Origin of the sequence: Pseudomonas edaphica, from assembly GCF_965277385.1 — a bacterium.
Taxonomy (GTDB): domain Bacteria; phylum Pseudomonadota; class Gammaproteobacteria; order Pseudomonadales; family Pseudomonadaceae; genus Aquipseudomonas; species Aquipseudomonas edaphica.
Genome location: NZ_OZ255725.1, coordinates 2,289,678 through 2,301,320 on the forward strand (window position 1 = coordinate 2,289,678; position 11,643 = coordinate 2,301,320).

10 protein-coding genes are annotated in these 11,643 nt (G+C 60.0%); 8 read left to right on the forward strand and 2 right to left on the reverse strand.

Annotated features, from left to right (window positions below):
- Nucleotides 1-145: 145 nt before the first annotated feature.
- The 6 genes from ACQY47_RS10400 (at nucleotide 146) to ACQY47_RS10425 (ending at nucleotide 7,179) form a co-directional block, all read left to right on the forward strand.
- Complete coding sequence (locus ACQY47_RS10400) at nucleotides 146-1,540, forward strand: OprD family porin (protein ID WP_017138283.1); 1,395 nt, start codon at nucleotides 146-148, stop codon at nucleotides 1,538-1,540.
- An 80-nt stretch (nucleotides 1,541-1,620) separates the two neighbouring features.
- Complete coding sequence (locus ACQY47_RS10405; RefSeq protein WP_428557054.1) at nucleotides 1,621-3,219, forward strand: ABC transporter substrate-binding protein; 1,599 nt, start codon at nucleotides 1,621-1,623, stop codon at nucleotides 3,217-3,219.
- Nucleotides 3,220-3,296: 77 nt separating this feature from the next.
- Complete coding sequence (locus ACQY47_RS10410; protein ID WP_026013789.1) at nucleotides 3,297-4,307, forward strand: ABC transporter permease subunit; 1,011 nt, start codon at nucleotides 3,297-3,299, stop codon at nucleotides 4,305-4,307.
- A gap of 10 nt (nucleotides 4,308-4,317) precedes the next feature.
- Complete coding sequence (locus tag ACQY47_RS10415; RefSeq protein WP_017138286.1) at nucleotides 4,318-5,229, forward strand: ABC transporter permease subunit; 912 nt, start codon at nucleotides 4,318-4,320, stop codon at nucleotides 5,227-5,229.
- Between the two features lie 10 nt (nucleotides 5,230-5,239).
- Entirely contained in the window at nucleotides 5,240-6,208 is a 969-nt protein-coding gene (locus ACQY47_RS10420; protein WP_017138287.1) for an ABC transporter ATP-binding protein, read from the forward strand.
- Nucleotides 6,208-7,179 carry a peptide ABC transporter ATP-binding protein gene (locus ACQY47_RS10425; protein ID WP_017138288.1) on the forward strand — a complete coding sequence of 324 codons (972 nt, stop codon included), beginning with the start codon at nucleotides 6,208-6,210 and terminating at the stop codon, nucleotides 7,177-7,179. The genes ACQY47_RS10420 and ACQY47_RS10425 overlap by 1 nt, the downstream gene beginning before the upstream one ends.
- Before the next feature lie 178 nt (nucleotides 7,180-7,357).
- Here ACQY47_RS10425 and ACQY47_RS10430 read toward each other — a convergent pair whose 3' ends face one another.
- Entirely contained in the window at nucleotides 7,358-7,621 is a 264-nt protein-coding gene (locus tag ACQY47_RS10430; protein WP_017138289.1) for a hypothetical protein, read from the reverse strand.
- 470 nt (nucleotides 7,622-8,091) lie between these two features.
- Nucleotides 8,092-9,675, reverse strand: a complete 1,584-nt coding sequence (locus ACQY47_RS10435) for a peptide chain release factor 3 (RefSeq protein WP_017138290.1) — start codon at nucleotides 9,673-9,675, stop codon at nucleotides 8,092-8,094.
- Between the two features lie 295 nt (nucleotides 9,676-9,970).
- Between ACQY47_RS10435 and ACQY47_RS10440 the strand changes: the two genes are divergently transcribed.
- Both ACQY47_RS10440 and ACQY47_RS10445 read left to right on the forward strand, forming a co-directional pair.
- Nucleotides 9,971-10,723 (forward strand): ABC transporter permease, encoded by a 753-nt coding sequence (locus ACQY47_RS10440; protein ID WP_428557055.1) that lies wholly within the window; start codon nucleotides 9,971-9,973, stop codon nucleotides 10,721-10,723.
- A 20-nt stretch (nucleotides 10,724-10,743) separates the two neighbouring features.
- Nucleotides 10,744-11,640 (forward strand): glycine betaine ABC transporter substrate-binding protein, encoded by an 897-nt coding sequence (locus tag ACQY47_RS10445; protein WP_428557056.1) that lies wholly within the window; start codon nucleotides 10,744-10,746, stop codon nucleotides 11,638-11,640.
- Nucleotides 11,641-11,643: the final 3 nt, after the last annotated feature.

Consider the following 11,643-nt stretch of genomic DNA (forward strand, 5'->3'; position numbering starts at 1 on the left):
AAATCGGCTCCGTAGCAAACGTGCAGCCTTTTGTTGGGATTTATCCTACGGCAAACGTTTGCAATAGCTTGAACGAGTTACACACCCAATAGCCGGTTCACCTAAAAAGACCGGCATTAAAAAGAGAACCAAAGGAGCTCCACCCATGAAACTGAGCAGCAAAGCGCTTCTGGCCCTGGCCATCAGCAGCATCACGGCAACCGCCTTCGCTGAAACCCAGAGCCAGGACTTCGTTCCAACCACATTGGCCGGCACCAGTGCCCAAAGCGAGGCCAAAGGCTTTGTCGACGGCGCAAGCCTGGGCGGTACCACCCGTAACTGGTTCTCCAACGAACAGAAGTTCCGTGGCGGCAAGTTCACCTACCAGAAGCACGGCGAAGCGCGCACTGACGCTTACCGTACCAACTGGGTACAGGGCACCATCCTCAACCTGAGCTCGGGCTTTACCCAAGGCACCGTGGGCGTCGCTACCGAAGTCGCGGCCTACAACGCTCTGGTTCTGGACCGCAGCAAGCGCGACATCAAGGGTGGTTCCAACCGTACCCTGGCCGACTCCAACGGTGATGCAGTCGACCAGTGGAGCAAACTGGGCCTGGCCAACGTGAAGTTCCGTGTGTCGAACACCACCTTGACCGCCGGTCGCCAGAACTTCAGCAGCGGCATCGTCGACACCATCGGCAACCGTGCGCTGCCATCGAGCTTCGAAGGTTTCGCCCTGAACAGCGAAGAATTCAGCAACCTGTCGTTCCAGGGCGCTTACTTCGACCGCGTGTCGCCACGTACCGAACAGAGCCTGTCGAAATTCCGCAGTGAATACGGCAATGGCCAGGAAGCGGATCACGTCTACACCGCCGGCGTGAACTACCAGCCGTTCAAGAGCCTGAAAACCAGCTTCTTTGGCGCTCAAGTCAAAGACTTCTGGAACCAGTACTACTTCGGCGCCACCCACGAACTGGGTGATGCTCAGACCCTGGCCCTGACCACTGGCCTGAACTACTACAAGACCGTCGACGAAGGCAAAAAGTTGATGGGCAAGATCGACAACGACACCTACTCGCTGTCGCTGGGCCTGACTCACCAGGCTCACAGCTTGACCTTCTCGTACCAGGAAGTGAACGGTAACGAGTACTTCGACTACCTGCACGAAACCAACGGCATCTACCTGGCCAACTCCCTGACGTCCGACTTTAACGGTCCGAACGAGAAATCGTTCCAGGTCGCTTACGGCCTCAACATGGCCGAATACGGCGTGCCTGGCCTGAAGTTCAACATCTACTCGGCTCGCGGCTGGGGCATCGACGGCACTCACTACACCGGCGACGGCGGCGTGAAAGGCTTCGCTTACAACGGCATCCAGAATCAGGATGGCGAGAAACACCAGGAATACGGCATCGGTACTTCCTACGCCCTGCAGAGCGGCCCACTCAAGGCCACCACCATCCGTGGTACCTACGTGACTCACCGTGCCAGCGCCAACCAGGCTGACGGCAACATCCGTGAGTTCCGCCTGGTCACCACCATCCCGTTCAACATTCTTTAATTAGCGCCAGGTAGACGGCGGGCTCATCACGAGCCCGCCGTCTACGCTTGTCTGGTTTAATCGATTGCAGAGGGCTCTGAATGAAAATGCTCCCGCTACAAGCTGCCATTGCCGCTGCGCTGTTGAGCGTTGCGATCGGCGTTTCGGCCAAACCGCTGGTGGTCTGCACCGAAGCCAGCCCGGAAGGTTTTGACCCGGTTCTGTACACCACCGCAGTAACCGCCGACGCCGCCGCTGAAACCATGTTCAACCGCCTGGTGGACTTCAAGCCCGGCACCACCGAAGTTGTACCGGCACTGGCCAAGGCCCTGCCCGAGATCAGCGCTGATGGCCTGACCTACACCTTCCACCTGCGTGACGATGTAAAGTTCCACACCACCGACTACTTCAAACCCACGCGCAACATGAACGCCGACGACGTGCTTTGGAGCTTTCAGCGCCAGCTGGACCCGAATCACCCTTGGCACAACAAGTCCCTCGTGGGCTACCCGTACTTTGAAAGCATGGGCTTCAAGGAACTGCTCAAGAGCGTAGAGAAGACCGACGATCACACCGTCGTCTTTACCCTGACCCGTCCTGAAGCACCTTTCCTTGCCGACCTGGGCATGGCGTTCTCTTCAATCCACTCGAAGGAATACGCTGACCAGTTGCTCAAATCCGGCAAGACCGAAGACCTCAACGCCAAGCCGATCGGCACTGGCCCGTTCGTCTTCATCCGTTACCAGAAAGACGCCCAGGCGCGGTTCAAGGCCAACCCCGACTACTTCCGCGGCAAACCGGCAGTCGACCCGCTGATCCTGGCGATCAGCGTCGACAACAACGTGCGCCTGCAGAAGCTCAAGGCCAACGAATGTCAGATCGCGTTGTTTCCCAAGCCGGATGACATTCCAAGCATCAAGAAAGACCCGAACCTGAAAGTCGATGAACTGGCGGCGATGACCACCAGCTACACCGCACTTAACACCACCCACAAGTACATGAGCGATGCACGGGTGCGTCACGCGATCAACATCGCATTCGACAAGGCCGGCTATACCGAAGCCCTGTTCGGCAAAGGCAATGCCGTGGTGGGCACCGGCCCTTACCCGCCAACCTTGCTGGGTTTCAGTGACAAGCTTAAAAACCCAACCCGTGACCTCGACAAGGCCCGCGCCCTGCTCAAGGAAGCCGGCGTGCCGGAAGGCACCGAGTTCACCCTGTTCACCCGTAACGGTGGCGGCCCGACCAACCCCAACCCGATGCTCGGCGCCCAGCGCATGCAGGCGGATCTGGCGCAGATCGGCCTGAAAGTGAACATCAAAGTGATGGAATGGGGCGAGATGCTCAAGCGTGCCAAAAACGGTGAGCACGATATGGTTTCGGCCGGTTGGGTCGGTGATAACGGCGACCCGGATAACTTCCTCACGCCAAACCTGAGTTGCGATGCAGCGAAAAACGGCGAAAACTACGCCCGCTGGTGTAACAAAGAGTTTCAAGACTTGATCGACAAAGCGCGCGCGATCGCTGAACCCGGCCAGCGCGCTGCGCTCTATGAACAAGCACAGGACGTTTTCGAAAAAGATCAACCATGGCTTCCCATGGCTTACCCGAAATTGTTCACCGCCATGCGCAAGAACGTAGAAGGCTTTACCCAAAGCCCTCTGGGTACAAATAACTTCGCCACCACCCAGGTGAAGTAAATAAGAGAAGACGCTCGGCACCGTCGACATTGACGGTGCCGAACCTGCCTAACCGGCTGATTGAGGTACACAACAAGATGTTTAGTTTTATTGCCCGCCGATTGGGGTTATTGATCCCCACGTTTTTCGGCATCACGTTGCTCACGTTTGCGTTGATTCGCATGATTCCCGGCGACCCCGTAGAAGTCATGATGGGCGAACGCCGTGTCGACCCCGAGATGCACGCACAGGCAATGGAACGCCTTGGCCTGAACAAGCCGCTCTATGCGCAATACTTTGACTATGTAGGCAAGCTCGCCCACGGCGACCTCGGCGAATCCCTGCGCACACGCACCAGCGTGTGGACCGAATTCACCGCCCTCTTCCCTGCGACCCTGGAACTGTCCATGGCCGCCCTGTTGTTCGCCGGTATCCTGGGCCTGTTGGCCGGGGTGATCGCGGCCCTTAAACGAGGATCCCTGTTCGACCATGGGGTGATGGGCATCTCCCTTGCGGGATATTCGATGCCGATCTTCTGGTGGGGCCTGATCCTGATCATGTTCTTCTCGGTGAGCCTGGGCTGGACCCCGGTTTCCGGGCGTATCGACCTGCTCTACGACATCGAGCCGCGCACTGGCTTCATGCTGATCGACACCTTGCTGGCTGACGAGCCGGACGCGTTCTGGGATGCCCTGCACCACCTGATCCTGCCGGCCATCGTGCTCGGCACCATCCCGCTGGCGGTGATTGCGCGCATGACCCGTTCGTCGATGCTCGAAGTACTGCGTGAAGACTACATCCGCACCGCCAAGGCCAAAGGCCTGTCGCCGGCGCGCGTGGTATTCGTGCACGGCCTGCGTAACGCGCTGATCCCGGTACTGACCGTGGTCGGCCTGCAAGTCGGCACCCTGCTGGCCGGTGCGGTCCTGACCGAAACCATCTTCTCGTGGCCCGGCATCGGCAAATGGCTGATCGAAGCCATTGGCGCGCGGGACTACCCGGTGGTGCAAAACGGCATCTTGCTGATCGCCTGCCTGGTGATCATGGTGAACTTCGTGGTGGATATCCTCTACGGCTTCGCCAACCCACGCATCCGTCACCAGCGCTGAGATCATGACCATGAGCACACCTACTCAAGCGGTAGCAGTCGATCAAAGCCTGCTGTACCCGTCCCCGTACAAAGAATTCTGGCAAGCCTTTTCCAAAAACAAAGGCGCGGTTGCCGGCCTGCTGTTTATGTTGCTGATCGTGTTCTGCGCGATTTTCGCCCCGTGGGTTGCGCCACATAACCCCAGCGAGCAATACCGCGACTTCCTGCTCACCCCACCGGCCTGGCTGGAAGGTGGGCAAATACAGTTCCTGTTGGGTACTGACGAGCTGGGCCGTGACCTGCTCTCGCGGCTGATCCAGGGTTCGCGCCTGTCGTTGCTGATCGGCTTGTCGTCGGTGGTGATGTCGCTGATCCCGGGCATCCTGCTGGGCCTGTTCGCCGGTTTCTTCCCACGCGTGCTTGGCCCGACCATCATGCGCTTGATGGACATCATGCTGGCCCTGCCATCGCTGCTGCTGGCTGTTGCCATCGTCGCAATCCTCGGCCCTGGCCTGATCAACACCGTCATCGCCATCGCTATCGTGTCGCTGCCGTCTTATGTCCGTCTGACCCGCGCTGCGGTAATGGGCGAACTGAACCGCGACTACGTGACTGCCGCCCGCCTCGCCGGCGCCGGCCTGCCACGCCTGATGTTCATCACCGTGCTGCCCAACTGCATGGCGCCGCTGATCGTACAGGCCACCTTGAGCTTCTCCTCGGCGATCCTCGATGCTGCCGCCCTGGGCTTCCTTGGCCTTGGCGTACAACCGCCAACCCCTGAGTGGGGCACCATGCTGGCTTCGGCCCGTGACTACATCGAACGCGCCTGGTGGGTGGTGAGCTTGCCTGGTTTGACCATTTTGCTCAGCGTGCTGGCAATCAACTTGATGGGTGACGGCCTGCGCGATGCGCTGGACCCGAAACTCAAGAACGCCGCCTGAGGAGATTCCCATGTCACTGTTAGAAATCAAGAATCTCAACGTGCGCTTCGGCGACAAGACCGCCGTGCCGGTGGTCGATGGCCTCGACATTTCCGTCGACAAAGGCGAAGTACTGGCGATCGTTGGCGAGTCGGGCTCGGGTAAATCCGTGACCATGATGGCGCTGATGGGCCTGATCGAGCACCCCGGTATCGTTACTGCCGACGCGCTGAACTTTGACGGCAAGGACATGCTCAAGCTGAGCAACCGCCAGCGTCGCCAGATCGTCGGCAAAGACCTGGCGATGGTGTTCCAGGACCCGATGACCGCGCTGAACCCCAGCTACACCGTGGGTTTCCAGATTGAAGAAGTGCTGCGCCTGCACCTGAAAATGTCCGGCAAGCAAGCCCGCAAACGCGCTATCGAACTGCTCGAAAAGGTAGAAATCCCAGGCGCCGCCAGCCGTATGGATGCTTACCCGCACCAACTGTCCGGCGGTATGAGCCAGCGCGTGGCAATCGCCATGGCGATTGCCGGCGAGCCGAAGCTGCTGATCGCCGATGAGCCGACCACGGCATTGGACGTGACCATCCAGGCGCAGATCATGGAACTGCTGCTGGCCCTGCAAAAAGAGCAGAACATGGGCCTGGTGCTGATCACTCACGACCTCGCGGTCGTGGCTGAAACCGCCCAGCGCGTGTGCGTGATGTACGCCGGCCAGGCCGTGGAAGTCGGTCAGGTGCCGCAACTGTTCGACATTCCGGCGCACCCGTACAGCGAAGCACTGCTCAAGGCCATTCCCGAGCACAGCCTGGGCGCCACGCGCCTGGCCACGCTGCCGGGTATCGTGCCTGGTCGTTATGACCGCCCGCAGGGTTGCCTGCTGTCGCCACGTTGCCCGTACGTGCAGGAATCCTGCCGTGCCCAGCGCCCCGGCCTTGACCCGAAAAGCAACAGCCTCGCGCGCTGCTTCTACCCCTTGAACCAGGAGGTGGCGTAATGGCCGTCGTTCTTACCGCCCGCGACCTCACCCGTCACTACGAAGTGTCCCGTGGCCTGTTCAAGGGCCATGCACTGGTGCGCGCGCTCAATGGCGTGTCGTTTGAACTGGAAGCCGGCAAGACCCTCGCCGTGGTAGGCGAGTCGGGTTGCGGTAAATCCACCCTGGCCCGTGCGCTCACGCTGATTGAAGAGCCGTCGTCCGGCTCCTTGAAAATCGCCGGCCAGGAAGTCGCCGGCGCCGACAAGGCCCAGCGCAAACAATTGCGCAAAGACGTGCAGATGGTGTTCCAGAGCCCGTACGCCTCGTTGAACCCGCGCCAGAAGGTCGGTGACCAGCTCGGCGAGCCGCTGCTGATCAATACCAACCTGTCCGCCGCCGAACGCCGCGAGAAAGTGCAGGCCATGATGAAGCAAGTGGGCCTGCGCCCTGAGCATTATCAGCGCTACCCGCACATGTTCTCCGGTGGCCAGCGCCAGCGCATCGCCCTGGCTCGCGCCATGATGTTGCAGCCTAAAGTGCTGGTGGCGGATGAGCCGACCTCGGCGCTGGACGTGTCGATCCAGGCCCAGGTACTCAACCTGTTCATGGACCTGCAGCAGGAATTCAACACCGCCTACGTGTTCATCTCCCACAACCTGGCGGTGGTGCAACACGTCGCCGACGACGTGATGGTGATGTACCTCGGCCGCCCCGTGGAAGTCGGCCCCAAGGAAGACATCTACGCGCGCCCGCTGCACCCCTACACCCAGGCGCTGCTGTCGGCCACCCCGACCATCCACCCGGACCCGAACAAGCCGAAGATCAAGATCGTCGGCGAACTGCCCAACCCGCTGAACCCGCCGCCTGGCTGCGCGTTCCACAAGCGTTGCCCGTATGCCACGGCGCGGTGCAGCAGTGAGGAGCCGCAGTTGCGAGCGTTGGATAACCGTCAGGTGGCTTGCCACTATGCGGAGCAATTCGTGGCCTGACGAGATCGCTGGATCGTTCCCACGCTCTGCGTCCCGTCGCTCGATTAAGGCGTGACGCAGAGCGTCACAGGATGCATTCCCACGCGGAGCGTGGGAACGATCGACTTAGAGGAGTTCTACCGCCCCACCCGTCGGATTGCGCATCAGTCCGGCAGGCGGGGCTTTTTTTCATCTCGACTCAGGTATCGCTGTCACCTTCAGAGTTGTCATCGTCATCTGGCGGCGCTTGCTGGTCATCATCATCCTTGGAACCGCCCTGGTCCTCATCACCGGCCTCAGACTCGCTCTTGGCCAACTGCAAACCACCCACCTGCGCCGTCTTCGCCGCCACATAGCCTGGGGCCTGGCTCTGCACAGCCGTACTGGCCCACGCCGAAGAAGCGCCCAGCGATAACATCACCAACACTTTCAGCAACAGCACCAAACGTTGAAAGATAGTCATGGTCGATTTCCGTCCAGTCAGTGAAACACGTGCGCCAGCGTTCGACCGGCGCTGTGAATGAAGCTAGTTCCGTTCTCGGGTTTATGCCAATCAGGCCTCACGTATCCTGTCCTCACCGTCATTGTAGGGGTTTTCTTGATATTCCTTGGGCGCGGGCTGAGCCTGGGGCTGCCAGCAACATCAGCTGGACGGCACGTTGAGTTATACGCAAGGTCGCCTCCGGATCCGTCGGTGAGTGGGTGAAGCATTTGAAAACACTAGACCGGATGCGGGGTTCGCGCCAATGGCCCGGACAGATGAAGATCAAAATGTGGGAGCTGGCTTGCCTGCGATAGCGGTGGGCCAGCCACTGATAGGGTTACTGACAGACCGCCATCGCAGGCAAGCCAGCTCCCACAATGGACCAGCGTCGCGCACACAAAAAAGGGCGAAGCCATGACAGCTTCGCCCTTTGGTGTACCGCGCAGACCTTAGTGGTGTTCGCGGGTCGCCCGGAATTTCACATCCGGCCAGCGCTCTTCCATCAGCGCCAGGTTGACCCGCGTCGGTGCCAGGTAGGTCAGGTGACCACCGCCGTCGATCGCGAGGTTTTCTACGGCCTTGTTGGAGAACTCTTCCAGCTTCTTCTTATCGCTGCAATCGATCCAGCGCGCGGAGTACACGGTGATTGGCTCGTAGGAGCATTCGACCTTGTATTCCTCTTTCAAGCGGCTGGCGACCACATCGAACTGCAGCACACCGACGGCGCCGAGGATGATGTCGTTGCTGCGCTCGGGGAAGAACACCTGGGTGGCGCCCTCTTCGGCCAATTGCTGCAAGCCTTGGCGCAGTTGCTTGGACTTGAGCGGGTCACGCAGGCGTACGCGGCGGAACAGTTCCGGGGCGAAGTGCGGGATACCGGTAAAGCCCAGCGCTTCGCCTTCGGTGAAGGTGTCGCCGATCTGGATGGTGCCGTGGTTGTGCAAACCGATGATGTCGCCGGCAAACGCCTCTTCCAGTTGCTCACGCTCGGAGGAGAAGAACGTCAGGGCGTCGCCGATGCGCACGTCCTTGCCGGTGCGCACGTGGCGCATCTTCATGCCTTTTTCGTATTTGCCGGAGCAGATGCGCATGAAGGCGATACGGTCGCGGTGTTTGGGGTCCATGTTCGCCTGGATCTTGAACACGAAGCCGGTGAATTTCTCTTCGACCGGTTCCACGGTGCGCTCGTTGGCAACCCGGGCCAGAGGCTTGGGTGCCCAATCCACCACGGCGTCGAGCACGTGGTCGACACCGAAGTTGCCCAGTGCAGTACCGAAGAACACCGGCGTCAGCTGGCCGTCGAGGAATTCCTGCTGGTTGAACTCGTGGCAGGCGCCCTGCACCAGTTCCAGCTGGTCGACAAAACGGTCGTACTCGTCACCCAGGTGGGCGCGGGCTTCGTCCGAGTCGAGCTTCTCGATGATCTTGGTTTCGGTGCGTTCGTGACCGTGGCCAGCGGTGTAGACAATGATGTAGTCGTCGGCCAGGTGGTACACACCCTTGAAGTCGCGGTAGCAGCCGATCGGCCAGGTGATCGGCGCGGCCTTTATCTTCAGGACGGCTTCGATTTCATCCAGCAACTCGATCGGGTCGCGGATATCGCGGTCGAGTTTGTTGATGAAGCTGACAATTGGCGTATCACGCAGACGGCACACGTCCATCAGCGCGATGGTCCGTGGCTCAACGCCCTTACCGCCATCGAGAACCATCAAGGCCGAGTCCACCGCGGTGAGGGTGCGGTAGGTGTCTTCGGAGAAGTCTTCGTGGCCGGGGGTGTCGAGCAGGTTGACCATGTGGTCGCGATACGGGAACTGCATGACCGACGTGGTAATGGAAATACCCCGTTGTTTTTCCATTTCCATCCAGTCGGATGTCGCATGGCGGTCGGATTTGCGGGATTTCACCGTGCCGGCCACAGCGATTGCCTTGCCCATCAGCAACAGCTTCTCGGTGATGGTGGTTTTACCGGCATCGGGGTGGGAAATAATGGCGAAAGTGCGGCGTTTCGCGACTTCGGCGGCCTGGTGGGTCATGGGAAATCGCCTGGCAGGTGAGTCAAAAAAGGGCGGCGAGTATAGCGCAAACCCCAGGCGCCGGACCACCGTTCACCCGATTGGGGGTGGCTAAATGCTGCCAAGTATGGAACCTTTTAAAAGGTAGAGACGTCCACTCCCCTGCTACCGCACTCGGAACAGGGGCTGAAAAATCAGCAAGTTAGCCTGACGAGGCTGCGCTCATGGCTCGATCGCATACCGCGTTGCCGGTATCGGCGAGCTGCTTTTCGCGAACACATTCGAAGGCAGCCAGCAATGGCATTGCCGCCGGAGAATGTGTTCGCCGACAAAAGAAAAAAGGAGTCCGCCTGTGGCTATTCGCTATGGCAAAGGGCTGATAGGAGGTGCGGTTGTCGTCGCACTCCTGGCCCTGCTGGTCCACTGGATCGGCATCAACACGATCGAACTGTACCGCGACGATTTGTTGTTTTACCTGCAAGCACACCTGATCCTCGTTCTAGTCTCCATGCTGGCCGCCCTCGTTGTGGGCATCCCCGCCGGCATCCTGCTCAGCCGACCGAACATGGTCGGGCGCGCAGAACGCTTCATGCAGATCTTCAACATCGGCAACACCGTCCCTCCCCTGGCCGTACTGGCCATCGCCCTCGGCGTCCTCGGCATCGGCAGTGGCCCGGCCATCTTCGCGTTGTTCCTCGCCTCGTTGCTGCCCATCGTGCGCAACACCTACGAAGGCCTCAAAAACGTTCAAGGCTCACTCAAAGAAGCTGCCACCGGTATCGGCATGACGCCGCGCCAGGTGCTGTTTCGCGTGGAGCTGCCTAACGCCGTGCCGATCATCATCGGCGGCGTGCGCGTGGCCCTGGCGATCAACGTCGGCACCGCACCGCTGGCGTTCCTGATTGGCGCCAACAGCCTGGGCAGCCTGATTTTCCCCGGCATCGCCCTGAACAATCAGCCGCAACTGCTGCTCGGCGCCGCGTGCACCGCGCTGCTGGCATTGCTGCTCGACGGTCTGGTGACCATGGCCAGCCGCCTCTGGCTGGAACGCGGAGTGCGTGCGTCTTAAGGCTTGGCAAAGGAAATCACATGAAAAAACTGACTTTGATATTGAGCTGCGTCCTGCTGTTTGCAGGCATTGCGCAAGCCGCCGAAAAACCGGTGATTCGCATCGGCGCCCGGGTGTTCACCGAACAGACCCTGCTCGCCGAAATCACTTCCCAGTACCTGCGCACCAAGGGCTACGACACCCGTGTGACCGGCGGCCTGGGCAGTAACCTGGCGCGCAGTGCCCAGGAAAGCGGGCAGCTTGATTTAATTTGGGAGTACACCGGCGTGTCGCTGGTGGCTTACAACCATATCGACGAGAAGCTCGACAGCGAACAGTCTTACGCTCGGGTGAAAGAACTCGACGCGAAAAAAGGCCTGGTCTGGCTGTCGCCGTCGAAATTCAGCAACACCTACGCCCTGGCATTGCCGGAGAACGTGGCTAAGGAGTTCCCGCAGGTCAATAGCATCAGCGACCTGACCCAAGCCCTGGCGGAAAAAACCAAGGAAAACCGCCTGGTAGCCCTGGACACCGAGTTCGCCAACCGTTCCGACGGCATGGCCGGCATGGTCAAGCTGTATGACATGAACCTCACGCGTAAAAACACTCGGCAGATGGACGCCGGCCTGGTCTACACCGCGCTGCGTAATGGCCAGGTGTTTGCCGGGTTGGTCTACACCACCGACGGTCGCCTGAACGCCTTCAAATTGAAGCTGCTGGAAGACGACAAGCACTACTTCCCGGACTACACCGCAGCGCCCGTGGTGCGTCAGGTTTATCTGGACGCTCACCCGCAATTGGCCGCCGACCTGAAACCGCTGGCCGCGTTGTTCGACGATAAAACCATGCGCCAGTTAAACGCGCGGGTCGACGTCGACCATGAAAGCCCATCCGCCGTGGCCGCAGATTTTCTGCGCCAACATCCCATCAGCCAATAAGAG

Bases quoted from the DNA above. Each gene is read 5' to 3' on its own strand.
- ACQY47_RS10425 (WP_017138288.1), top strand. From the start codon at position 6,208: ATGGCCGTCGTTCTTACCGCCCGCGACCTCACCCGTCACTACGAAGTG.
- ACQY47_RS10445 (WP_428557056.1), top strand. From the start codon at position 10,744: ATGAAAAAACTGACTTTGATATTGAGCTGCGTCCTGCTGTTTGCAGGC.
- ACQY47_RS10400 (WP_017138283.1), top strand. From the start codon at position 146: ATGAAACTGAGCAGCAAAGCGCTTCTGGCCCTGGCCATCAGCAGCATC.
- ACQY47_RS10440 (WP_428557055.1), top strand. From the start codon at position 9,971: ATGTGTTCGCCGACAAAAGAAAAAAGGAGTCCGCCTGTGGCTATTCGC.
- ACQY47_RS10405 (WP_428557054.1), top strand. From the start codon at position 1,621: ATGAAAATGCTCCCGCTACAAGCTGCCATTGCCGCTGCGCTGTTGAGC.
- ACQY47_RS10420 (WP_017138287.1), top strand. From the start codon at position 5,240: ATGTCACTGTTAGAAATCAAGAATCTCAACGTGCGCTTCGGCGACAAG.
- ACQY47_RS10430 (WP_017138289.1), bottom strand. From the start codon at position 7,621: ATGACTATCTTTCAACGTTTGGTGCTGTTGCTGAAAGTGTTGGTGATG.
- ACQY47_RS10415 (WP_017138286.1), top strand. From the start codon at position 4,318: ATGAGCACACCTACTCAAGCGGTAGCAGTCGATCAAAGCCTGCTGTAC.
- ACQY47_RS10435 (WP_017138290.1), bottom strand. From the start codon at position 9,675: ATGACCCACCAGGCCGCCGAAGTCGCGAAACGCCGCACTTTCGCCATT.
- ACQY47_RS10410 (WP_026013789.1), top strand. From the start codon at position 3,297: ATGTTTAGTTTTATTGCCCGCCGATTGGGGTTATTGATCCCCACGTTT.